24 protein-coding genes are annotated in these 23,559 nt (G+C 58.4%); 12 read left to right on the forward strand and 12 right to left on the reverse strand.

Features of this window, described 5'->3' with window-relative positions:
* The first annotated feature begins 23 nt into the window (after positions 1 to 23).
* The 10 genes from fliG (at position 24) to L2D14_14890 (ending at position 11,190) form a co-directional block, all read left to right on the forward strand.
* Positions 24 to 1,040, forward strand: a complete 1,017-nt coding sequence (gene fliG, locus L2D14_14845) for a flagellar motor switch protein FliG (GenBank protein ID WNJ99137.1) — start codon at positions 24 to 26, stop codon at positions 1,038 to 1,040.
* Positions 1,041 to 1,107: 67 nt separating this feature from the next.
* Complete coding sequence (locus L2D14_14850; protein WNJ99138.1) at positions 1,108 to 2,502, forward strand: FliH/SctL family protein; 1,395 nt, start codon at positions 1,108 to 1,110, stop codon at positions 2,500 to 2,502.
* A gap of 131 nt (positions 2,503 to 2,633) precedes the next feature.
* On the forward strand, positions 2,634 to 2,912 hold the full coding sequence (fliN, locus tag L2D14_14855) for a flagellar motor switch protein FliN (protein WNK01693.1): 279 nt from the start codon (positions 2,634 to 2,636) through the stop codon (positions 2,910 to 2,912).
* A gap of 17 nt (positions 2,913 to 2,929) precedes the next feature.
* Positions 2,930 to 3,736 carry a MotA/TolQ/ExbB proton channel family protein gene (locus L2D14_14860; protein ID WNJ99139.1) on the forward strand — a complete coding sequence of 269 codons (807 nt, stop codon included), beginning with the start codon at positions 2,930 to 2,932 and terminating at the stop codon, positions 3,734 to 3,736.
* A gap of 28 nt (positions 3,737 to 3,764) precedes the next feature.
* Entirely contained in the window at positions 3,765 to 5,105 is a 1,341-nt protein-coding gene (locus L2D14_14865; protein WNJ99140.1) for a sigma-54 dependent transcriptional regulator, read from the forward strand.
* Positions 5,106 to 5,169: 64 nt separating this feature from the next.
* Entirely contained in the window at positions 5,170 to 7,293 is a 2,124-nt protein-coding gene (gene flhA / locus L2D14_14870) for a flagellar biosynthesis protein FlhA (protein ID WNJ99141.1), read from the forward strand.
* A gap of 43 nt (positions 7,294 to 7,336) precedes the next feature.
* Positions 7,337 to 8,338: a hypothetical protein gene (locus L2D14_14875; GenBank protein WNJ99142.1), complete on the forward strand. Its 1,002-nt coding sequence runs from the start codon at positions 7,337 to 7,339 to the stop codon at positions 8,336 to 8,338.
* A complete protein-coding gene (locus L2D14_14880; GenBank protein ID WNJ99143.1) occupies positions 8,335 to 9,135 on the forward strand; it encodes a MinD/ParA family protein in 801 nt (266 codons plus the stop codon). Before L2D14_14875 ends, L2D14_14880 begins: the two co-directional genes overlap by 4 nt.
* A gap of 7 nt (positions 9,136 to 9,142) precedes the next feature.
* Entirely contained in the window at positions 9,143 to 10,807 is a 1,665-nt protein-coding gene (locus tag L2D14_14885; protein ID WNJ99144.1) for a hypothetical protein, read from the forward strand.
* Positions 10,804 to 11,190: a hypothetical protein gene (locus L2D14_14890; GenBank protein ID WNJ99145.1), complete on the forward strand. Its 387-nt coding sequence runs from the start codon at positions 10,804 to 10,806 to the stop codon at positions 11,188 to 11,190. Before L2D14_14885 ends, L2D14_14890 begins: the two co-directional genes overlap by 4 nt.
* 19 nt (positions 11,191 to 11,209) lie before the next feature.
* On the opposite strand, the gene L2D14_14895 is transcribed toward L2D14_14890, so the two are convergent.
* From L2D14_14895 to L2D14_14915, 5 genes are all read right to left on the reverse strand, one after another.
* Entirely contained in the window at positions 11,210 to 11,641 is a 432-nt protein-coding gene (locus L2D14_14895; GenBank protein WNJ99146.1) for a flagellar FliJ family protein, read from the reverse strand.
* A 22-nt stretch (positions 11,642 to 11,663) separates the two neighbouring features.
* A complete protein-coding gene (gene fliI, locus L2D14_14900) occupies positions 11,664 to 13,022 on the reverse strand; it encodes a flagellar protein export ATPase FliI (protein WNJ99147.1) in 1,359 nt (452 codons plus the stop codon).
* Positions 13,023 to 13,206: 184 nt separating this feature from the next.
* The gene (locus L2D14_14905) at positions 13,207 to 14,181 is read right to left on the reverse strand and encodes an MBL fold metallo-hydrolase (GenBank protein WNJ99148.1); all 975 of its coding nucleotides are present in this window, start codon (positions 14,179 to 14,181) and stop codon (positions 13,207 to 13,209) included.
* A 187-nt stretch (positions 14,182 to 14,368) separates the two neighbouring features.
* Entirely contained in the window at positions 14,369 to 15,121 is a 753-nt protein-coding gene (locus tag L2D14_14910) for an OmpA family protein (protein WNJ99149.1), read from the reverse strand.
* Positions 15,122 to 15,282: 161 nt separating this feature from the next.
* Positions 15,283 to 15,492 (reverse strand): TOBE domain-containing protein, encoded by a 210-nt coding sequence (locus L2D14_14915; protein ID WNJ99150.1) that lies wholly within the window; start codon positions 15,490 to 15,492, stop codon positions 15,283 to 15,285.
* A 322-nt stretch (positions 15,493 to 15,814) separates the two neighbouring features.
* On the opposite strand from L2D14_14915, the gene L2D14_14920 reads away from it, so the two are divergent.
* The gene (locus L2D14_14920; protein ID WNJ99151.1) at positions 15,815 to 16,522 is read left to right on the forward strand and encodes a response regulator transcription factor; all 708 of its coding nucleotides are present in this window, start codon (positions 15,815 to 15,817) and stop codon (positions 16,520 to 16,522) included.
* Positions 16,523 to 16,584: 62 nt separating this feature from the next.
* Here the strand turns inward: L2D14_14920 and L2D14_14925 are convergent, their stop codons facing one another.
* The 3 genes from L2D14_14925 to L2D14_14935 form a co-directional block, all read right to left on the reverse strand.
* A complete protein-coding gene (locus L2D14_14925) occupies positions 16,585 to 16,953 on the reverse strand; it encodes a response regulator (GenBank protein ID WNJ99152.1) in 369 nt (122 codons plus the stop codon).
* Positions 16,954 to 16,979: 26 nt separating this feature from the next.
* Positions 16,980 to 17,618, reverse strand: coding sequence for a histidine phosphotransferase family protein (locus tag L2D14_14930; GenBank protein WNJ99153.1), 639 nt, complete (start codon positions 17,616 to 17,618; stop codon positions 16,980 to 16,982).
* 106 nt (positions 17,619 to 17,724) lie between these two features.
* A complete protein-coding gene (locus L2D14_14935) occupies positions 17,725 to 18,081 on the reverse strand; it encodes a hypothetical protein (GenBank protein WNJ99154.1) in 357 nt (118 codons plus the stop codon).
* A gap of 187 nt (positions 18,082 to 18,268) precedes the next feature.
* Between L2D14_14935 and L2D14_14940 the strand changes: the two genes are divergently transcribed.
* Positions 18,269 to 18,394 carry a hypothetical protein gene (locus tag L2D14_14940; protein WNJ99155.1) on the forward strand — a complete coding sequence of 42 codons (126 nt, stop codon included), beginning with the start codon at positions 18,269 to 18,271 and terminating at the stop codon, positions 18,392 to 18,394.
* Between the two features lie 83 nt (positions 18,395 to 18,477).
* On the opposite strand, the gene L2D14_14945 is transcribed toward L2D14_14940, so the two are convergent.
* The 4 genes from L2D14_14945 to L2D14_14960 form a co-directional block, all read right to left on the reverse strand.
* Positions 18,478 to 19,587: a formate dehydrogenase subunit gamma gene (locus L2D14_14945; protein ID WNJ99156.1), complete on the reverse strand. Its 1,110-nt coding sequence runs from the start codon at positions 19,585 to 19,587 to the stop codon at positions 18,478 to 18,480.
* Positions 19,588 to 19,625: 38 nt separating this feature from the next.
* Positions 19,626 to 19,940, reverse strand: a complete 315-nt coding sequence (locus L2D14_14950; GenBank protein ID WNJ99157.1) for a hypothetical protein — start codon at positions 19,938 to 19,940, stop codon at positions 19,626 to 19,628.
* A gap of 117 nt (positions 19,941 to 20,057) precedes the next feature.
* Complete coding sequence (gene fdh3B, locus L2D14_14955) at positions 20,058 to 20,654, reverse strand: formate dehydrogenase FDH3 subunit beta (GenBank protein ID WNJ99158.1); 597 nt, start codon at positions 20,652 to 20,654, stop codon at positions 20,058 to 20,060.
* A 17-nt stretch (positions 20,655 to 20,671) separates the two neighbouring features.
* Complete coding sequence (locus tag L2D14_14960) at positions 20,672 to 23,554, reverse strand: molybdopterin-dependent oxidoreductase (protein WNJ99159.1); 2,883 nt, start codon at positions 23,552 to 23,554, stop codon at positions 20,672 to 20,674.
* Positions 23,555 to 23,559 lie beyond the last annotated feature (5 nt).

The following is a 23,559-nucleotide window of genomic DNA, read 5'->3' on the forward strand; positions in this document are numbered from 1 at the left end:
GAAACCGGGGGGAGAATTAGGAAATGGCGAAAGCAGTCGATTACAGGACGCTAACCGGACCGCAAAAAGCGGCGGCATTCATGCTTGCCGTCGGTCGCGAACATTCGTCACGCATCTTCGAGCGGATGGACGACGAGGAAATCCGCGAACTTTCGCATGCCATGTCGACACTGGGGTCGATCAACGCCAACGTCGTCGAGCGACTTTTCGTCGAGTTCGCCGATCAGCTCTCCACCGCCGGCGGCCTGGTCGGGTCTTACGATTCCACCGAACGCCTTCTGATGAGCTCGCTGCCCGAAGATCGGGTCAAGCAGATCATGGAGGAAATGCGGGGCCCGGCGGGCCGCACCATGTGGGACAAGCTCGGGAACGTGAACGAAGCCGTACTCGCCAACTACCTGAAAAACGAATACCCGCAGACTGTTGCCGTCGTGCTGTCCAAGATCAAAACAGACCACGCCGCACGGGTTCTTGCGCTTTTGCCGGAGAACTTCTCGATGGAAGTCATCATGCGAATGCTGCGCATGGAAGCCGTACAGAAGGAAATTCTCGATCACGTCGAGCGCACGCTCCGGACCGAGTTCATGACCAACCTGGCGCGCACCGCACGCCGTGACAGCCACGAATTGATGGCCGACATCTTCAACAACCTGGACCGCAACACTGAAAATCGCTTCATGACCGCTCTTGAAGAGCGCAACCGTGAATCGGCCGAGCGCATCAAGCAGCTCATGTTCACCTTCGACGATCTGGTACGCGTCGACGCCAGCGGCATCCAGCTTCTGCTGCGCCAGGTCGAGAAAGATCAGCTGGCGGTTGCCCTCAAGGGGTCCTCGGAAGAAGTCAAGGAACTGTTCTTCGCCAACATGTCGGAACGTGCCGGCAAGATGATGAAGGAAGACATGGACGCCATGGGCGCCGTACGACTGAAAGACGTCGACGAAGCACAGTCTGGTATCGTGCAGACAGCCAAAGCACTGTCCGATGCCGGAGAAATCGTCATTGCCGGTTCCGACGAGGAAAGCGAGCTGGTCTATTGATCACGCCGGTTTCCCAGTTACTTACCCGGTGTTATGACTTTCCAGCACATATGCGGACAGGCTTGCTATGAGCACGGTCACGAAATTCACTTTCGATCTTGATTTCGATGCCCCCGAAGAGCCGACGGTTCCCGAAGCCGTGGAAGAAGAGGAAGAACCGGAAGAGATCATTCCGACTTTCTCGGAAGAGGAAGTCGAGCAGGCACGTGCCGAGGGCTTCGAGGCCGGCAAGGAAGAGGGCCGCCGCGAAGCCGCCGACGCCACCGAGCAGAAGTTGCTTGAGGCCATTGAGAATGCCTGCACGCAGATCGGCGAGATTTATAGCAATCAGACCGATGCCAATCGCGACATCGCCCGCGAGATGGTTTCCGTTTCAACCGCAATCGCCAAGAAAATGTTTCCCGATCTCAATGCCCGCAATGCCCTGGGCGAGGTCGAGCGCGTCGTTCAGGAAACCCTCAAGGCGGTCACCGAGGAGCCACGCATTCAGATTATGGTCCATTCGGAGCTGCGCGAACCGCTCAGCGAACGGCTCGGGACCATGACGCACCGTGCCGGTTTCGAAGGCAAGGTCTTCGTCAATCCGGACCCGTCGATGGCGCTCGGCGATTGCCGTATCGAATGGTCGAACGGAGCTGCGGTTCGTGACGGCGAGGAACTGTGGGAGATGATCGACGAAATCATCGAACACAATCTTCACGGCCCCGTGGATCTTAACGAAGAAGGCGCTGACGAAGCCGAAGCCGCGCAGGAACCTCTGCAGAGCGACCCGGATCACCAGGCAAATGAAGATACAGTGCCAGAAGATGCACCATTAGAAGTTGCCGCAACTGACGACATGACGCCCGAAGATACGCCGGCACAAGCAGCTGGCGATGAGACCGCCGATACCGACACTGCGGCGATTACAGAAGACAATGAAAAAGTGCCTGCCGAAAGTGAAACTGCTAAAACTGCTATGGATGAAACCGCAGCGGTTGAAACGGCGGAATCCGCCGAAACAGAAGAATTGACGGCTGACGAAACGCCGAGCTGGCAGGCGGCGATGGGCGAATCGACGGACGCCGAAACGGCACCCATGCCCGAGCCGGTAGCGGAAATGACGGAAGAAGTGTCGCAAACCGAGGATGAAGCGGATTCCGTATTGCCGCAGGTTGAACACGATGAACACTCCTTCACCCCCAGTTTCGGCACCGATGACGACGTATCGGCTGAGGATAATAATAAGGAAGAACAAGTGGTTAGCGGCCCTGAACGACCCGCGCCGGTCCCGCATATCGATGATTTGGGCGAGGTTGAAAATGGCGCTGGCGAAGATGCCGGGGACGAACAGGCCAGCCTGACGCCTGTCACGGATCCCGATCCGGTGTCGCCCGAGACCCAAGCCGCTATACTCGACGCGCAAAGTGCGTTGGCCGATGACGATGATAACGACGACAACCGAAATCCCGCTGGCGGATAAACCGGTAAAGGAGAACAAACATGGCTGAAGAAGAAGAAGGCGGTCTCGACCTCGCCGATCTGGGTGAAGCCGACGATTCGCCGGCCCCCGAACCGAAGCAGGCTGATGAAGAGGATTCCATCGGTTCGGCCATGACCGAAATGGGCGACCTGCCCCGGAGCGCGAAGGACCTGGAAGCCGTTTACGACATTCCAGTGCAGGTCTCTGCCGTTCTCGGCAAAACCACAATGCCTGTCAGCAACCTTCTGAAACTGGGCCGTGGCGCCGTTGTCGAACTGGACCGTAAAGTCGGCGAAGCTATCGACATCTACGTGAACAACCGGCTCGTCGCCCGCGGCGAAGTGGTTGTGGTTGAAGACCGCCTCGGCGTCACGATGACGGAAATCATCAAGACCGAGCGCGCAAGCTAGGACCGGCAAGGACAGTCATGGCGGACGAGCATATTCATAGCGCCGGCGGCACATCGCTCGATCTTGCGACCGTGATCGGCCTGCTATCAGGCTTCGCCATGATCATTACTGCGATCATGCTCGGCGGCACGCCCGAAAGTTTCATCAATCCGCCGTCAATCCTGATCGTCATTGGCGGCACGCTCGCCATCACCACTGTCTGCTTCAGTTTCTCGGACATGGCCAAAATGCTGTCCGTCGCCGGGCGCGCCATGGTCCGCAGTACACAAGAACCATACGATGCCGCCTATAAAGCCCTGCAGGTGGCCGAGATTGCCCGCAAACAAGGTGTTCTGGCACTGCAGAACGTCGTCGAGAATATCCGTGACGAGCCTTTCTTTCACAAAGGCATCAGCATGGTGATCGACGGTACACCCGGCGAAGAGGTAGAGCAGATCATGCGACGCGATCTGATGTCGATGGCCCAGCGCCACCGCCAAAGCGCCAGCATCCTGCGTAAGATGGCGGAATTCTCACCGGCCATGGGCCTGATCGGCACGCTGATCGGTCTCGTGCAGATGCTCGGCAATCTGCAGGACCCGACGACCATCGGTCCTGCCATGGCCGTCGCCCTGTTGACCACTTTTTACGGCGCTGTGCTGGCCAACATGGTGTTTCTGCCGCTGGCCTCGAAACTGGAGCGGAACTCGAACGAGGAAGCCATGATCCATCAGGTGTTTTTACTGACGTCGGCCTCGATCGGCCGCCAGGAGAACCCGCGGCGTCTGGAAATGTTGTTGAACAGCATCCTGCCGCCGTCACAACGCGTCAAATATTTCGATTAACGCCAAGACCTGGGAATACAAGCTCGTCATGCAACTCATCATTGTCGGAATTCTGGACGGACAAATCGGCGCGGCCAGCCAAATAGCCATCAAGCGTGGCGCCAAGGTCGCGCAGGCAGACACGGTTGAAGACGGCCTTGATCTGTTGCGGCGCACCGGCGCCGATCTGGTGATGATCGACGTCGTGCTCGACGTCGCCGTGTTTATGAACGCACTCGAAGCCGAGCGCATCAACGTGCCGGTCGTCGCCTGCGGCGTATCGAACGACACACAAGCGGCCGTTCGTGCCGTCCGTGCCGGGGCCAAGGAATATGTTCCCCTGCCCCCGGACCCGGAACTGATTGCCGCCGTTCTTGAAGCGGTCACCGAGGATCAGCACGCGCTAATCTATAAGGACCCGAAGATGGCGGAAACCGTCAAGATGGCGTCACAGATCGCACCGTCTGAAGCGAGTGTATTGATCACCGGGCCGTCGGGTACCGGCAAGGAAGTCCTGGCGCACTATCTGCACTCGAAATCCAAGCGCAAGGATCGACGCTTCGTTGCCGTCAACTGCGCTGCAATCCCGGAAAATCTTCTGGAATCCGAGCTTTTCGGGCATGAACGAGGCGCTTTCACCGGCGCCGTGGCACGCCGCATCGGCAAGTTCGAGGAAGCTGACGGCGGCACCCTCCTGCTTGATGAAATCAGCGAAATGGACGTGCGCCTGCAATCCAAGCTGTTGCGTGTCCTACAGGAACGCGAACTGGACCGGATCGGTTCCAACAAGTCGATCCAGGTCAATGTCCGTATTATCGCCACGTCAAACCGCAATATGGAACAGGCGGTCAAGGACGGTCAGTTCCGCGAAGACCTGTATTTCCGTCTCAATGTCGTTAATCTGCGCCTGCCTTCGCTGGCAGAAAGGCCGGGGGACATAATGCCGCTGGCGAAACACTTCGCCGCCAAATACGCCGATGCAAACGACGTTCCCAACCGGCCGATTTCCGACGCCGCAGCCGACAAACTTGCCGGCTATCACTGGCCGGGCAACGTGCGAGAACTGGAAAACACCATGCACCGTGCCGTGCTGCTGGCCGTCGGCGATGAAATCAACGAAGCCGCCATTCACCTGACGTCCGGCGACAGCGGCGCCGGAGCGACTGCAGGCGGCGGTGACGATGCCGCACAGGCACTTGTCGGTCGTACCGTCGCCGAGGTCGAACGCGAACTGATCATTGACACGCTGCAGCATTGCCTCGGCAACCGGACCCACGCCGCGAACATTCTCGGCATTTCGATCCGTACGCTCCGGAACAAACTCAAGCAGTACGGCAGCGAAGGCTTCAATATCCCATCACCCGGCGATGCCTCTCAGGCCGGCTTGTAAGTTGGATTTAAAGAAAGAAATCATGAAGTTGACCATGTCAGACACCTCAAGGGGAACCTGCTAAATGGCCGAGGCCGGCGGCGGCGAAGTCACGACATTCAATACCGGGGATTTTGTCCGCGACCGGTTGATATCCGCCTCCAAACGAGGCGATATCATGCTGGCGCTTGGCGTCGTCGCGATCCTTGTCGTGCTCATTCTGCCGATGCCGCGCTGGATGCTGGACTTTGCGCTGGCCTTTTCGATCACGTTTTCCGTATTGATCCTGATGACCGCGCTGTTCGTCGAACGCCCGCTGGACTTCAACTCCTTCCCGACGATCCTGCTGCTCGCAACGATGATAAGGCTGTCGCTGAACCTCGCTTCGACACGACTCATCCTTTCCGACGGTCATGAGGGAACGCAAGCTGCCGGACAGGTGATCGAAGCCTTCGGGGGCTTCGTCATGGGCGGGAACTTCGTTATCGGCATTATCGTTTTCGCCATTCTCGTCATCGTCAACTTCATCGTCATTACCAAGGGTTCCGGCCGAATTGCCGAGGTTTCGGCACGGTTCTCACTGGACGCCATGCCTGGCAAACAGATGGCCATCGATGCCGATCTGTCGTCGGGCCTGATCGATGAAGAATCCGCCAAGCTTCGCCGCAAGGAACTGGAAGAGGAAAGCTCGTTCTTCGGCGCCATGGACGGCGCGGCAAAGTTCGTTCGCGGCGACGCCATTGCCGGCTTGCTGATCACGTTTATCAACGTCATCGCCGGGATGATCATCGGCGTCGCGCAACAGGGCATGTCGTTTGGCGATGCCGCCGACACTTACACGCGCCTGACCGTCGGTGACGGCCTTGTCTCGCAGATTCCGGCGCTGATCGTTTCCACCGCAGCCGGTCTGGTTGTCACCAAGGCCGGCGTCGCGGGCACGGCCGAGGTTGCGATCTTCAAACAGATGGGCGGCCAGCCAAAGGCGCTCAGTCTGGTCTGTTTCCTGTTGCTGGCTCTGGCGATGATGCCAGGCATTCCGGCGTTGCCGTTCCTGACCCTGGCCCTGATCTGCGGCGGCGGCGCTTACTTCGTGAACTGGCGCAACAAAACCGCCGAAGAAGAAGCCGTCCGGCAGATCGAGGAAGAGAAAGTCGATCCCAAGTCCATCGCCGAAGAACCGATTTCGGCTACCCTAAAGATCGATCACATCCGCCTTGAGCTTGGCTACGGCCTGCTGACCCTGATCAATGCCCCCAAGGACGGCCAGAAACTGACCGACCAGATCAAGGCGCTGCGCCGCCAACTCGCCGCAGAAGTCGGTTTCGTGATGCCGTCCGTGCGTATTCAGGACAACATGCAGTTGCCGGCCAATGTGTATGTCATCCGCATCAAGGAAATCGAGGCCGGGCGTGGTGAGCTTCGTCCCAACATGCTTATGGTGATGGACCCGCGCGGCGAGGAGATCTCGATCCCCGGCGAAAAAACCACCGAGCCGACGTTCGGCCTGCCGGCCATGTGGATCGAGGAAGCCAACCGCGAAGAAGCCCTGTTCAGAGGCTATACCGTGGTCGATCCGGCCACCGTGGTGACCACCAACATCACCGAGCTGATCAAGGACAACATGTCGGAACTGCTGTCGTATGCTGAAACGCAGAAACTGCTGGACGAAATCGACAAAGACCACCAGAGGCTTGTCGCCGACATCATCCCGGCGCAGATTTCACTCGGCGGCATTCAACGCGTGCTGCAAAACCTGCTGGCTGAGCGTATCTCGATCCGCGATCTGCCGACGATTCTCGAAGGGGTATACGAGGCCTGCGGCAACACCCGCAACGTGATGATGATCACCGAACACGTTCGCGCCCGCCTGGCACGGCAAATTTCCAATATGAACACCAGCGAACAGGGTTTCATCCCGCTGGTGACGCTGTCACCTGGATGGGAGCAGACCTTCGCCGAGAGCCTTGTCGGACAGGGTGAAGACCGCCAGCTTTCGATGCCGCCGACCAAGTTGCAGGAATTTATTACCCAGCTCCGCAACACCTTCGAACGTCAGGCGATGATGGGCGAACAGCCGGTATTACTGACCAGCCCGACGATCCGCCCATTCGTACGCTCCATCGTCGACCGCTTCCGCCCGATGACGGTGGTCATGTCACAGAACGAGATATACCCTAAGGCGAAGATCAAGACTGTCGGCCAAATATAAACGGCGGCCTTGAAGAAACGATTCAGTCTGGTGAAAGCGGCCCATGCGCCTCAGAAACTATACCGCTCCGACGATGCCCGAAGCCATGGCGCTTGTCCGCGCCGACATGGGCGACGACGCCATCATCGTATCCACGGAAGTGGGTGTCGGCGATCAGGCTTGCTGCATCACCGCCGCGATTGAGGACGAGCTTGAAATTCCCGGCGACAGCGCCGTCCGGATCACCGAAAGCACCGATAGCGTCCAAATGGATCCGGAACCCCGGCGCCAGTATCTGCGCCAGGTGCTGACCGCGCACGGGCTGCCAGCGCATCTTTGCGAACAGATGCTGCGCGATTGCGATCTGGTTGAAGACACCGATCCGGCTTTAGCCCTGGCCGCCGCCATCGATATGGGCGCACGTTTCCAGCCGATCGATTTCGATACCCAAGACCGCCCGTTGATGCTGGCCGGCATGCCCGGTGCTGGCAAGACGATCACCGCCGCCAAACTGGCTGCCCACGCGCGCTTCGCCGGTAAAAGCGTGTTTATCGCCACCGCAGACACCAAACGCGCCGGTGGGGTCGAACAGTTGCAGGCGTTCACGCGGATTCTCGAGCTGGACCTGACGACCGCACCTGATGCGGAAGCCCTGGCCGGACACATGGAAGCCATCCGCGCCGCCGACGCGCAGATCATCGACACTGCCGGTATCAATCCGTTCGACGAAGACGAGATGCAATCGTTGCGCGCCCTGGCTGCTGCCGTTGATGCCGAACTTGTTCTGGTGCTGGCTGCCGGTGCCGACGCCATGGAATCCGCCGATACCGCCCGGGCATTTGCCGCCATCGGCGCCACGCGTATGGTGATCAGCCGCCTCGACATGACACGCAGGCTCGGCGGCATTCTCGCCGCTGCGCTGGCCGGGCGTGTCGCCATCGCCAATGTCAGCATCAATCCGCAGGTCGCAGACGGCCTCAGCCGGATCAATCCCGTTTCACTGGCTCAACTGATCATCCCCGACGACGAGCCAAGAGAACCGATACAGAAAAAGGCCGCGCAATGAGCGAAGAGACACCGCAAACACCCCAGTCCCCTGCCCGCACAAAAGGCAACATCATTGCCGTGGCTTCAGGTAAGGGCGGCGTCGGCAAGACATGGTTTTCGATCACGCTGGCCCACGCGCTGGCCATGGTCGACCGCCGCGTTCTGCTGTTCGACGGCGATCTGGGGCTGGCCAACCTGGATATTCAATTGGGCCTGATGAACAAGAATGATCTTGGCGGCGTCCTCGCCGGGCGGATCAGTCTGGCGCAGGCTGTTGGTTACTGCGAAGACGGCGGCTTCGATGTGATTGCCGGACGGTCCGGGTCTGGTGCGCTCTCCAATCTGGCTGGAAACCGTCTGCAAACATTACTCGACGAGTTGGCGTTGCTGGCGGCGAATTACGATTACGTGATCCTCGATCTCGGTGCCGGGGTCGAGAGCACGGTGCGCCGCCTCGCCTATGCCGCCGATCAGATCATTGTCGTCGTGACCGACGAGCCGACGTCGCTGACGGACGGATACGCGTTTATCAAAATCGCGCACAACGAACGACCCGAGACCGAAATCAAGGTCGTCACCAATATGGTCAATTCGACGACTGAAGGCGAGCGCACCTATAATACGCTGAACAAGGCCTGTCAGGGCTTTCTTAAATACTCCCCGGATCACCTCGGTATCATCCGCCGCGACGACAAGGTGCGGGGTGCCATTCGCGCCCAGCAATCGCTGTTGAACCGCTCTCCCGACAGCGTCGCCGCCGAAGATATCAAGCAGATCGCGCGCATCATCCGGCGTGGACACGCCGGCGCAGCCTGAGCGGGCAATGAGCGAAGTCACACCCCCGTCAGCCGCGCCACCGCCGCCCGCATTGGCGACTTTGCAACGCATCATCATTATAACGGCCCCCCCAGCACTGGCCGAACTTCCCGCTGGCACGAAGCTCGATGTCCTAGTCGCGGATATTGTCGATGCCGCGCAAATCAGGCTTTCGACCCGGTTGGGCGACATCAGCCTCAAGGCACCGCAGCCGTTACCGGTCAAGACCGGCGATGCGCTGATCCTGCAACTTGTGAGCGGCGGCAATAATCCGCGTGTGCAACTGGCGACGACGGACGGGCGCACCCTCCCCTTGTTGGCAAGGGGAGCGGCCACTACGTCGCCTCAGGCCAGCTCTACGCCCCTGCAGGGACCGGGTACGGCGGCGGCACAAATTATCCCGGGCGCCTTCGTCACGGCGAACCTGCTCCGCCCCGTCAGCGTCAACGCGGCGCTTATCCTACAAGCGAAGCCTTCCCCCGGCGGTTCATTGCAAGCCACACAACAGGGCCCCGGCCTCAGCGGCCCGAAACCAGGGGTTCAAGCTGGACAGGCACAACCTGCACATGGGCAGACAACTCAGACTCTGGCCGGCACTACGGGCACGCCGTCCTCGGCTGCTTCACAGTCTAATCAGGGTCAAGTAAGTAAAGGTCCGGCGGCTCAAGGTCAGGCGGGTCAGGGCAATACCACCATCCCCGCCACTAGCAGGCTTGAGATAAAGATCACTACCGTCAACATCGCCACTTCCCCACCGGGTCGTTTAACCCCAGGACCAGCACAAGGACAGATATCCCTTGCTCCGGGAGCAACCCTCACCGGCATCGTCAGCGGCCGCCAAGGGATTGGCCAGACGGTCGTGCAGACACACGCCGGGCCGATATCCCTGCCGACCCTGCAGGCATTTCCGCCGGGAAGTGAAATCCGCTTTGAAATCGTCTCGTTGAAACCACCCGTGGCGGGGACGGCCCAGCATGGCCCACTACACGGCGGCGTTGCCCCTATCCTGGACGGCTCTTGGGGAACTTTCAGCGAAGCGTTGGATATTCTCCGTGACGTGGCCCCAGGCGCACACCAGCACGTGATGCAAGCTGCCTTGCCCCGCGCCGACGCACAGATGGCGACGAACGTTCTGTTCTTCCTGTCGGCCCTTCGCGGCGGCGATATTAAGAACTGGCTCGGCGACGGGCCGGTCCGTATTCTGGAAAAAATGCGCCCCGATCTCGCCGGACGCCTCAGAAGCGACATGACACAGATGACACGCAGCATCGATGACCCGCAGAGCGGTGAATGGCGCCTGCACGGCGTACCGTTCCTGTTTGGCGCCGACATTGACCGGATTCAGTTCCTTGTCCGAGATCAGGAAAACGATGAAGACGGCGATGAGGAAAGCAAAGGCGGCACACGTTTCGTGGTCGATCTCGAGTTGAGCCGTCTCGGCCACCTGCAGATCGACGGGCTGGTCGGTGAAAAAAACAAGCGGCTCGATCTCGTCCTGCGCACGGATGAGCCGTTGCAGCCCCATGTCCGCGATGACATCCGAAGAATTTACAACGACGCCCTGGAACTGACCGGGCTCGAAGGATCCGTCGGATTTCAGGCCCAGCCCGGCAACTTCGTCAACATCCCTAAACGTATGCCCACCACTGGAAACAACGGTGTCATAGCATGAATTTGATGGACACTCCCGACAGCCTGCGTATACGGCGCGACCTACTGCTCACAACCCCGGCGCCGCAACCGCGCCACGATGCGGTGGTCATTCTGGAGAACAGCTTAAAGGATGCACACCTGCGACTTCGATACGTGCCGGACAGGGATGTCTTGCAACCCGAAAGTCTGGGCCGTTATGTGGATGCGATCCGTGCCATGACCTTCGCCAGTTTCGAAGAAACGGCACAAACGATCCTTGAGGACATCAACGATCAGGTGATCCCGTGCTGGCTTGAAGTGACACTAAGCCGTGGCGGCACGGACATGCATCACGAAGTACGCATCGAAGATCGCCAACCGAACTGGAAAGACCGCGGCCTTTTGGATCGCCTCGCACCGTAGGGCTTTCCGCCCCGGAGTCTCAGGTGTGTCCGCGCTTTTTCCGATTGAACCCGGTGATGCCGATCTCGTCGAGTTCGAGTTGTTCTTCGCGGTTGGCTTCGGCCTCCATACGCGCGACACGACGCTCCTCGGAGATTTCGAATTTCTTGAATTCAAGGAATGCCAGCCTGAGCTGTTCGCGAGCCGCCGAAACCTGTTGCTCCTGTTCGGCGATGCGGCGCTGGTAATCCTCGCGCCTGAGGATCGCCTGCGCGGCATAAGCACCGTAAAATATCCCGCCTTCGGTCGGCGCTGACGCAGCATGCGCCTGTTCGCGCTTCAGTTCCGCTTCAAGGTTCTCCAGAAGCCCGATAAGGTTATCGAGCTGGCGAAGCTGTTCCGCGAGGTAGCGGCGCTTCTGATCCACTTCCCAGTCATTCAGCCGCACCAGTGCCTTGAAGTCACGTGCCATCTAGCGCATTACCCACCGCATATTATCCACCGGCTGCCTGCTCCGTCGCTGGCGCATCGCCCTGCATGCCTAGGATTTCGTAGAGCTGATTATAGCCTTCCTCGAGCGAGGCATTCTCGCCGATCGACTGTGCAAGATAAGCTTCAAGCTGGGGATAATAACTGATCGCCTCGTCGACGGCGGCATCGGACCCTTTGCGGTAGGCGCCCAGGCGGATCAGTTCAGCCATGTCCTCGTATGTCGAAAGCAGTTTGCGCGCCCGCACGATGGCGGCGTTCTGGGCATCCGTGTTGCAGGCCGGCATGGTCCGGGAAATGCTTCGCAAAACGTTGATCGCCGGGTAACGGTTGCGCTCGGCGATTTCCCGGTCGAGCACGACGTGGCCGTCAAGGATACCACGCACCGCATCGGCGACCGGCTCGTTGTGATCGTCCCCTTCGACCAGAACCGTAAACAGGGCGGTGATATCGCCCTGCGATCCGTATCCAGGCCCGGCGCGTTCCAACAGCTTCGGCAGTTCCGAGAACACCGACGGTGTATAGCCCTTGGAAGCCGGCGGCTCACCCGCCGACAGACTGATTTCCCGTTGCGCCATGGCAAAACGCGTCACACTGTCCATCATGCACAGCACATTCTTGCCCTGATCGCGGAAATATTCGGCAACGGCCAGCGTCACGTAGGCGGCCTGGCGGCGCACCAGCGGCGGCTCGTCCGAGGTCGCGAGGATAACAACCGTACGCTTCATCCCTTCCTCGCCCAAATAGTCCTCGATGAATTCCTTAGCTTCACGGCCGCGTTCGCCGATCAATCCGACGACACTGATTTCCGCATCCGTATTTCTGGCCATCATCGACAATAACGTCGACTTACCGACGCCGGAGCCGGCAAAGATACCCATGCGCTGGCCGCGGCATGTGGTCAGGAACGTGTTCATGATACGCACCCCGAGATCAACCTTGCCGGCGACGCGGCGGCGCTTGTGCGCGGGCGGGGGCGAGGCGTGGATCTGATAACTCTTGGTGCCGGATTCGATGGATCCGCCCTCATCCAGCGGATTGCCGAACGCATCAATCACCCGTCCAAGCCATGACTGATCCGGATAAATAGAGGGTTCGGTCGATGCCAGCTCAGCCTGGCAGCCGAGACCAATACCGTCGAGCGAACCGAACGGCATCACCAACGCACGGCCACCACGAAAGCCGATGACCTCACAAATGACGTGACGGCCCTTGCGTCCGTCGACGCGCACATGATCACCGATCGACAACGTGCCCTGCAAACCGCCTATTTCGACCATCAAACCAACGATATCGGCAACCCGGCCAAAGACCTGATGGTCCGGAAGCCGCGCCACTTCGTTGGCAATATTGTTGGCAAACACCCGCAAAGGCTTTTCCCCGTCCCGTTCCCGCACGCCCGATGACGTGACAACCCATAGCTACAATGACGGCTCAATCCTAAAAATATGTAAAGGATTGACCATTGATTAACCATACCTACCGACATGCCAGGATAAAGAAACCCGGGCACAAGGCCCGGGTTTTTAAGATAATAACAGGCTCGTATCAGCAGCCGGACACGCACTTCCCCATGCCGTCGAAAGACATGGTCTTACCGCTGAGCGGCACGTGCACAGGCACCGTGACAGCCTTGATGAAGGTCTCCGTCCGGGTCCCGGCTCTTACCTTGCCGCCTTCGGTCGCCGGTTCGTTGGCATGCGATGCAATCACCGATGCCGGTTTGATCAGCTCGTTAATGACGAATGCCGCCTCTTTCGGGCCGGTTGTATAGGTATCGCCGATGTTCATCACCACCAGCTTGGCCTTGTACTGATCGCCAACAACGATCTTTTGTTCTGCCGTGACCCCGGTGTCGCCCGAAAGATAGACGACGAGACCGTTGGAAAACGTCAGCACATACCCCGTCGGCGGACCGGCATAAGCGGTCAGGCCGGCCGCATCCATATCATGGCCGAGATCGCCCCCGATCATGGCCCCGGCAATCCCGTTGGAATGCACGGCCGGTACCGTGGTTATGACAACCCCACCGAGCTTGCGATTGGCACCGAAGCGCACCAGTTGCGAGTTCTTGGGGTCGCCGCCGAGTGCTTTCAGCTTGGCAGCGAAGAACTTCGGCATTTCACTGCCGGTGATGATCTTGGCGCCCTTCGCCAACGCGATATCGACGGTATTGGTGTTCGGCACCGTCGAGACGGAAACATCAGGCTTGCCGCACTCACCGGCATTCGGCGCCGGAATACGGCGATCACCCGCATGGTCGCCATGCATGTGACTGACCAGCAGAGCGTCGATCTTGCCGAGTCTGGGATCGTCAGGGCCGGCCACGGTTCGTCCGGCGTCATAAAGAATACGCGTGCCGTCCGGATCCTCGAAGATCATGGCCCGGTCGAAGGGGCAAAACTCGCCATCGATGGCGCCCAAAGGCGTCACCTTGACGTCGGCGGCCTGTGCCGCAGGCGCAGCGGTCACGGCCAAAACAGCCAGCGATACCGCCGGCAGGATATTCAATGCCTTAAACATGTTACCTCCCAATTTTCATGGCCAGATTGCGTGGCCTTTTTCATAGACTGCACGTCTGTTTGATACAGCTTCCGCTCCGGTCTTTTCATTGCCGGGCTTACATATTTATAAGGGGATTCTGTTGCCCGACAGCAATCAAATATTCGTTAGCTGATTTTTACGGAACCGATCGGATCGGGCACCTTGATCAGGATGCGGCCGCTTTGATCTTTGCCGGTCTATTGCCGCAATGCACATCGACATCGGCGCGGCGGTTGTTCTCATTTCGGACGCCGTCATACGTGTGAACCTTGAGGCGCCGTTCGCCCCATGCCTCGACACTGTAAACCTCCAGCTTGGCGCGGCGCAGTTGCATCGCGACATAATCGGCACGGTCACGGGACAGCTTGAGATTATTGAGATCATTGCCGAGCGTATCGGCGAACCCGGTAACGTCGATTTCACAGGGTCCGACACCCAGATGCTTCTTGATCTCAGGAACGATCTTGGCAACCTGCTTGTCGACAGAAGCGCCATCCGCCTTGCCGATGGCGAAATACACGGACTCGCTGAAAGTTGCCTCTTTTTCGGGCTGCTGAGCAACGGTCTGTTGCTTGGCGGCACCTTCCACAAGCAGCTTGCTGAGCCCGGCAGTGATCGTTTTCTGTTCGGCGAGGATTTCCTCGGTGGCGCGTTTAAGCGCGCTCACATCCTCGGCCAGCGCGGTGCTCTCACCCGGATTAATCTGTTTCAGGGCATCTGCCGTTTTTGCGGCATTGGCGCGGATCTCCTCGACCGTCTGTGTTTGCAATTCCATCACCACAGACCGGGTTTCCGCCTGATGACCGCTCAATTCCTTACGTAGAAAATCGAACGCCACATAACCTGCCGGGACAATGCCGGCGAGAATGATGACAGCGGCAAGAACGAATTTCCCGGTCGAATTGCTATTTTCAGACATGCCCAAGCCCAGTTCGTTTCAGATCCGGGCAGTATTAACATATTGCCGGGCGTTTGGACACACATCCTGTATACAGAAGCGTGTGTGCTGACACTACGCAAACAGTATCTTTTCCCTGCCTGGCGACAAGAACCGTTCGAAAAGGATTGGTTGCGGAAAAGTCAGTCGACGGCGAGCATCACGTCGGATGCCTTGATAATGGCCGTGACTTCCTTGCCGACGGCGAGACCAAGACGTTCGGCGGAATCCCGTGTAATTGAGGACACTACCGTCCTGCCACCACCGATATCGATGCTGATCACATCGGTAACGACACCTTGTTTGATTTCGCTAACGGTTCCTTTGAGGGCATTGCGGGCACTGATTTCCATGTGGTCTCTCCTGTTTCCAAGAACATGCAGGTTACGAACTTAACCTCAGAATGTGAACTTACAACGTTAACGCATACAGTTTACACGCCACTTTAATTCTGCAATTTCCTGCTTTTTAATGCGGACCACCGCAACAGGACTCTCACCTCCCACATCCCCAATTTCTCGATTCGCAGTAAAAACGGCAGATTTCTGGGCATCTCGGCTGCTGATTCATAAAGGTTAACAAAAAACCCCGTAAAGGGTTTGGCGCAGACTCCGCAAATGGTAATATGGTTAACGGAAAGCGATTCGCGGCGTTTTAGCGGGCCGGAGGGGACAAATGCGCGTACTTTTAGTGGAAGACGATCCGACGACCCAGGCAACGGTCAAGCTGATGCTGGAAACGGCAGGCATGGTTGTCGATGCGACGGATCTCGGCGAAGACGGTCTGGAGATCGGCAAGCTTTACGAATACGACATCATCATTCTCGATCTGATGCTCCCGGACATGGATGGGCTGGAAGTGCTCAGACGGCTTCGCGATTCACGCGTCCAGACGCCAGTATTGATCCTGTCTGGGCTTACGGAATCGGAAATGAAGGTCAAGGGGCTCGGCATCGGTGCCGACGACTATCTGACCAAGCCTTTCGACAAATCAGAATTGATGGCCCGCGTGCAGGCGATCGTGCGCCGTTCCGCTGGGCACGCCCATTCGATCATCCATACCGGGCAGATGTCGGTAAATCTCGACACCCACATGGTCGAAGTCGATGGCCAGCCGGTGCATCTGACAGGCAAGGAATACGGCATTCTTGAGCTATTGAGCCTGCGCAAGGGAACGACCCTGACCAAGGAAATGTTCCTTAACCACCTGTACGGCGGCATGGACGAGCCTGAACTGAAGATCATCGACGTCTTCATCTGCAAACTCAGAAAGAAACTGGCCGATGCCACTGGTGGGGAACACTACATCGAAACGGTGTGGGGCCGGGGATACGTGCTGCGTGATCCGGAAACCATGCCGGCCGCACAAACCGCGACGGCATAACAACGCAATTCCCAAACGATATTCGTTAACGGGGGCCGGTTCGACCGGCCCTTTTCTTTACCCTAATCGACCAGCCCCAGTTGCAGGAACTTCGCGCGGATGCTCTCGCTGTCGAACGGTTTCAAGATGTAGTCGCTGGCCCCGGCAGCCAGTGCTTCGTTGATGTGATCCGTATCGTCTTCCGTGGTGCTGAAGATAATAACGGGAGTTTCACCACCCGGCTTACCGCGTAGCGCACGGAGCAGCTCAATACCGGTCATCCCCGGCAAACGCCAATCCAGGAGGATCGCGTCTGGTATGGTTTTGTCACAGGATTCCAGTGCTTCGTGACCATCCGAGGCTTCTTCGGTATCGAGGCCGATTTCCTGTATGATCTTCCTCGCCACCATGCGGATGACCTTGGAATCGTCGACAATAAGACAACGCTTCATGTTTTTGTCCGGTCCCGTTTGATGGCTCAATCCGCGATGGCGAGAGCGGCGAAACGGACCTCGTCATGGTCTGCCGCGACTTCAAGCTCGCATCCAGCTTCGAGAACAAGAAGCTGGGTCAGATAACTGTGGATGGAACGACTGTCGAGCGACGTCATCGACTTGCCCGGAGTCAGCCCCTGCGCCAGATCCTCACGCAATCCGGCATCACTACCGGTGGCGGATACGGCGAGCCCGATGCCGCCTTCGACCTCGGCGATCTGGACACTGACGGTCCCGCCCCTCGGCAGGCATTCGGACCCGATAAGGATCAGATTCAGCAAAAGCTTGCCCATCACGGGATCGATTTCACGGACACCATCGCCGTAGTCGGGCCATTCGAGCCGGGAATTGGAACCCTCAAGGAAGTCTTGCGCCAAGGCACGCAGCGCCGTGACCTCTGCCCCGCCCTTGCCGGCGCCGCCCGCACCGAAGGCAACGCGGAAGAAACCCAGGCGCCGGGTCAGTTCCTGGCCGCTTTTCGTCGCCAGTTCCATGGCGCTGTCATCCAGCCCCCCCATCTCGGCGAGAATTTCAAGACCGGCATTGACCGCGCCGGCCGCCCCTACGAGATCGTGACACAATCTGGAGCATACGAGCTGGCTGAGCCTCAATTGTTCACTCATGGATTCTTACTCCCGCCTCTGCAAAACGAGCACTTTCTTAGAACTGCGCGCCAACGATAGCATGGATATGAGACTCGCCAAGTCAGCAATAACCACCAATAGGCACCTAATCGTCAGCTCTCCGGACGATGTCCTCGGCCAACGATGTCACCAGATTCCGGTTACCGCTTTCCACATTGCCTGCGTTGCGTGCACGGCGTTCGGCTTCACGGCGGACATCGGCGATGTTGACGGGGATCTGTTGAAGTATCACGGTGAGAACCGATTCGATGGCAAGTATATGTGCCGCTAGATTTTCCGTGTCCCGACCCTGGCGTTGTGCACTGCTGCCCAATACTTCGATCCCGTCCGCAACTTTGCCCAGGCTATCCTGAAGATCCCCCATCTGGCGCAAGAAACCATCCAGCCCGAGCGTATCTATCATCTCGTGGGCGGCATCCGCTTGCGGGCCATTTTCGCTCATCACGTTTCCTTTCCAGTTTCCTGCTTGGCAGACAGCCTCCAGACTAACGCGCGTTAATATCGCATACCATCCTCAGCAAACCGCAAACATCTGCTAAAATCCAGCAACTCCTTGAAATCGTGGCTATTTCAGTTACATTTATCTGACACGGCATGGGGAGTGCCGTAAACAGGATATGGTGATTTCCATGAAGTCAGTACTTATCGGCAGTATTGCCGCCCTTGTTATCGCAATCGCGGCCGGTGCCGTGCTTAACAACATGAACCCGACGTCGGGGCAGGCTTTTTCGACGTCCAACACACGCCTCAACTAAAGATACGAAGGCCTTTAACACAGGCCGAAACGAGAAAAAGGGCGGTGCCGCGGCACCGCCCTTTAGCGTTTCTGAAAACCGGGTTATTCAGCAGGCTGCTGTTGCCCTGAGCCTTTGTGCATTTCTTCCTCGACCCAAAGCGAATGGTGCTCTTTGGCCCAGTTCAGGTCGACCTGACCGGTACCGACGGCATCGAAAGCACCTTCCATACCGACCGAACCGATGTAGATGTGTGCGATGACGATGACAATCATGATCAGCGCCACGACGGAATGCCAAAGCACTGAGATCTGCGCTTCCTGCAACGGCGTGAAACTCGTCGGCAGATCGGCACCGAAGTTGTTGATGAAGGCGAAAGTCCCGGCCCAGGGCTGGATTTCAAACGGCCACATCATCGCCACGCCTGACAGCGACAGCGAGAAACCGCCCAACACAACTGCCCAGAAGATGATCTTCTGTCCGGCATTAAAGCGTCCTGCTTCAGGGTGAACGCCTTTGGAAAACAGTCCTCCACCGATCGCCAGCCATTTCAGATCACGACCTTTCGGAATGTTGTAGCGAACCCAAAGAACGAACATCAAAGCGATGCCGACCATGAAGGCAAAGGCAATATAATTGTGCGCAAGCTTGCCGTAATAGGTCAGCGTGCCAAAAGCTTCCGGTCCGATGACCGGTTTAAGGAAATACCGGCCATAAAGAATGTTCAGCCCGGTAAACGCCAGCACGATAAAACTGGTGGCGGTCAGCCAGTGCACGGCGCGCTCAAGCGCGTTGAAACGTTCAATTGTGCGACCCTGAGGATCGAACCCGTGATCGATCTTGATGCGTCCACGCACAGCGAAGAACACCACCAGCAGGATAAGGATAGCCAGAAGGCTCCATGCGCCATAGATGCTGAGCGGGCCGTTCTTGAAAGCCCGCCAAGCATCGCCGTCGGCCTGCACCATCTGCGCAGCTTTCTTATCGGGAATGGATACGGTGCCACTTACACCACCCTTGATCGCGCGCCACATTTGGGCATCGGAAATGTTCCCGAGCGTATTGCCCGGCACATCGCCATTTTGCTGCGCCTGCGCCGAATGATCTGTGACCAGCGCCAGCCCGGCGTTCATGGTCATGGATCCAAGCCCGACCAACGCGGTCACGAATACCGCAAAAGCGCCGGTCCGGATAATTTGCATCAGCTTCGTCATTTACTTAACTCCGATTGCCGCCCGTGCCTTGGCCCGGGTCAGTTACCACCTTGGAATTTGCCGCGCTCCTGCAGCGCCTTGTCGGCATCGCTTTCGACCAGCGGCGCACGCACATCGCTGCCCCGGGTCGGACCACCGCCGCCGAGAGCCGCCTGCTGACCGCCTTGTAATATCGAGCGCTGACGCAATTGCGCGAGGTCGTCCTCGTTCAGTGAAGAAGTCGGCATCTTACCGGGATAGACGCCCGGTTTGTATTGCAACGGCCGTCCCTGTTCTTCCGGGCGGCACCCGGCGAGGACGACGAGCGAGAAACAAACGACCCCAAAGATTTTCAGAATTCGTAAATCGAACATGGTAATTCCTTGTTCTTACATTTCCGGCAGACCGCGCCGGAATTTTCGGATGTTAAAGGAGGGGCGGCATCCCGCTCAAGAGATGCCGCCACCTTAACCTTTAGACAGACCGAGAGGTCAGGAGCCGGCCTTCAACTGATAAGCCGTACCCCAACCCCACGCACCGGAGCCGAAGCCACGCGATACGATACGCTCGCGGTAGATGTTGGAGATCATGTTGCCATCCCCGCCGAGCAATGCCTTCGTCGAGCACATTTCGGCGCAGATCGGCAGCTTGCCTTCCGCGAGACGGTTACGGCCGTACTTCTGGAATTCGGCCGTCGAGTTGTCGTCTTCCGGACCACCGTTGCAGAAGGTACATTTGTCCATCTTGCCACGCGATCCGAAGTTACCGGCCTGCGGATACTGCGGCGCGCCGAACGGGCACGCGTAGAAGCAATAACCACAGCCGATGCACAGGTCCTTGGAGTGGAGAACCACGCCTTCCTCGGTCTGGTAGATGCAATCCACCGGACATACCGCGATACACGGCGCATCCGAGCAATGCATGCACGCCACCGAGATGGAGCGCTCACCGGGTTTGCCGTCGTTAATCGTGACGACCCGGCGACGGTTGATGCCCCAGGGAACCTCGTGCTCGTTTTTGCACGCGGTGACACAGGCGTTGCACTCGATGCAGCGTTCTGCGTCACACAGGAACTTCATTCTAGCCATTTCTGTGTCTCCCTATTTCACGCTGTTTTGACACGGCAGAGCGTGACTTTGGTTTCCTGCATTTGGGTCACCGAGTCATACCCGTACGTCCCGCACATGTTGGAAGCTTCACCCAACACATATGGATCGGCGCCTTCCGGATATTTCTTCCGAAGGGATTCACCCATCCAATGCCCGCCGAAGTGGAACGGCATGAACACAACCCCCGGCGCAACACGCTCGGTTACGAGCGCCTTGACTTTGACACGACCACCTTCGGGGCTTTCGACCCACATGTCGGTACCGTCCTTGATGCCGGCATTGTTGGCATCGATCGGGTTGATTTCACAGAACATGTCCTGCTGCAGTTCGGCAAGCCATGGGTTGGAGCGTGACTCGTCACCACCACCTTCGTATTCCACGAGACGGCCCGACGTCAGAATGATCGGGAAGTCACCGGAGAAATCCTGCTTCTGGATCGAGGCATACTTGGTCGGCAGGCGATAGGCCTGACGGTCCGTATAGGTCTCGTACTTCGGCAGAAGGTCACGCCGCGGCGTGTACAACGGCTCGCGGTGCAACGGCACCGGATCCGGGAACGTCCACACCACGGTACGCGCCTTGGCGTTACCGAACGGTGCGCAGCCGTGCTTAATGGCGACACGCTGGATACCGCCCGAAAGGTCGGTCTTCCAGTTGGTCTTGTCGCCGGCGACCTTTTCGATGGCCGCTTTTTCCGCATCGGTCAGGTCCGAATCCCAGCCAAGCTTCTTGAGCATGGCCATGGTGAATTCGGGGTGGCCGTCCTTGAGCTCGTTCCCAACCGGATACGAGCCTTCGGCAAGCAGGTTGGAACCGTTCCGTTCCACACCGAAACGGGCGCGGAAGTTGAGGCCGCCTTCGGCAACCGGCTTGGACGGATCATAAAGAACCGGCGTACCCGGGTGCTTGATGTCAGCAGTCCCCCAGCACGGCCAAGGCAGACCGTAGTAGTCACCGCTGACCGGGCCACCCTTCGCAAGAAGCGTGGTGCGATCGAACGTTGCCTGGTTCGCCATGTGCGCTTTCAGGCGCTCCGGCGACTGGCCGGTGTAGCCGATCGTCCACATACCCTTGTTGAACTCGCGGGTGGTGTCTTCGATGTTCGGCTCCTGGCGGCCATTGCCGAGGTCGTCCATTTTGATGTTCTTGAAGAACTTGTCGGCCCAGCCGAACTTCTTCGCGAACATCGCCATGATTTCATGGTCGGTACGCGCTTCGAATACCGGGTCCACAACCTTGTCGCGCCACTGCAGAGAGCGGTTTGACGCGGTCACAGAGCCGCGGGTTTCGAATTGCGTCGCGGCCGGCAACACGTAGATGCCGTCCTGACGATCCGGAATAACGGAAGCGAACGTCGGCACCGGATCGATGACAACCATCAGATCCAGCTTTTCCATCGCTTTCTTCATTTCCGGCAGTCGGGTCTGCGAGTTGACCGCGTGCCCCCAGTAGACCATGGCACGAAGGTTGTCGGTCTGGTCGATCTTGTCCTTGTCTTCGAGGACGCCATCAACCCAGCGCGACACCGGGATACCCTTCGAGTTCATCATCTTCTCGGTCTCGAACTGACCGGCAAGGAACTCGTAGTCGACATCCCAAACACGTGCCCAGTGCTTCCACGACCCCTTGGCGAGACCGTAGTAACCCGGCAGCGAATGCGACAGGATGCAGAAATCGGTCGCACCCTGAACGTTGTCGTGACCGCGGAAGATGTTGGCGCCGCCACCCTGGGTACCAATGTTGCCCAGCGCCAGCATCAGGATGCAGTAAGCGCGGGTGTTATTGTTCCCGTTGGTGTGCTGCGTGCCGCCCATGCACCAGACGATGGTACCCGGACGGTTGTTGGCCAGCGTCCGCGCGACCCGGCGAAGCTGTGCTCCCGGAACCCCGGTCACACGCTCGGTCTCTTCGGGCGTCCACTTCTTCACTTCGGCGCGGATCTGCTCCATGCCCCAGACACGCTGCTTGATGTATTCCTTGTCTTCCCATCCGTTTTCAAAGATGTGATGCAGGATACCCCAGATCAGCGCGACATCCGTGCCCGGACGGAACCGGACGTATTCGTCAGCATGAGCGGCCGTCCGCGAGAAACGCGGATCGCACACGATGAGGGCGGCATTGTTCTGCTCTTTCGCCTTCAGAATGTGTTGTACGGCAACCGGGTGCGCCTCGGCCGGGTTGGACCCGATGAGGAACATGGCTTTCGAGTTGTGCATGTCGTTGTAGCTGTTCGTCATCGCACCGTAGCCCCAGGTGTTGGCAACACCGGCGACCGTGGTCGAGTGACAGATACGTGCCTGGTGATCCCCATTATTGGAGCCCCAGAACGCATAGAATTTACGGAACAGATACGACTGCTCGTTATTGAACTTGGCGGAGCCGAGCCAGTAAACCGAGTCAGGACCGGAGGTCTTGCGGATCTCCATCATCTTGTCGCCGATCTCGTTGATGGCATCGTCCCAGCTGATCTTCTGCCATTTGCCGCCCGACAGTTTCATCGGATATTTCAAACGGCGATCCGCATGGGCATGGTGACGCACCGATGCACCCTTGGCGCAATGCGCACCCAGGTTGAACGGGCTGTCGAAACCAGGCTCCTGGCCGATCCACGCACCGTTGGATACCTCAGCAATAACCGTGCAGCCGACGGAGCAGTGCGTGCAGACAGATTTGATCTGTTGGATTTCACCGGCGGCAGAGGCCGCTTCGGCTTTTTTGACCATTCCTGCCGGCAGGGCCGATGCCAACGCGATACCGCCAGCTGTCACCCCTGAACGCTTCAGGAAGGTCCGGCGATCCATTGAACCGCCAACGACTCCGGCTAGTGCCTTCGTCAAACGGGGGCGTCCCGCAACCCCGTTGCTCTTTTTGGTGAGCATTTAAT

Source organism: Thalassospiraceae bacterium LMO-JJ14, from assembly GCA_021555105.2.
Lineage (GTDB): Bacteria > Pseudomonadota > Alphaproteobacteria > Rhodospirillales > Casp-alpha2 > UBA4479.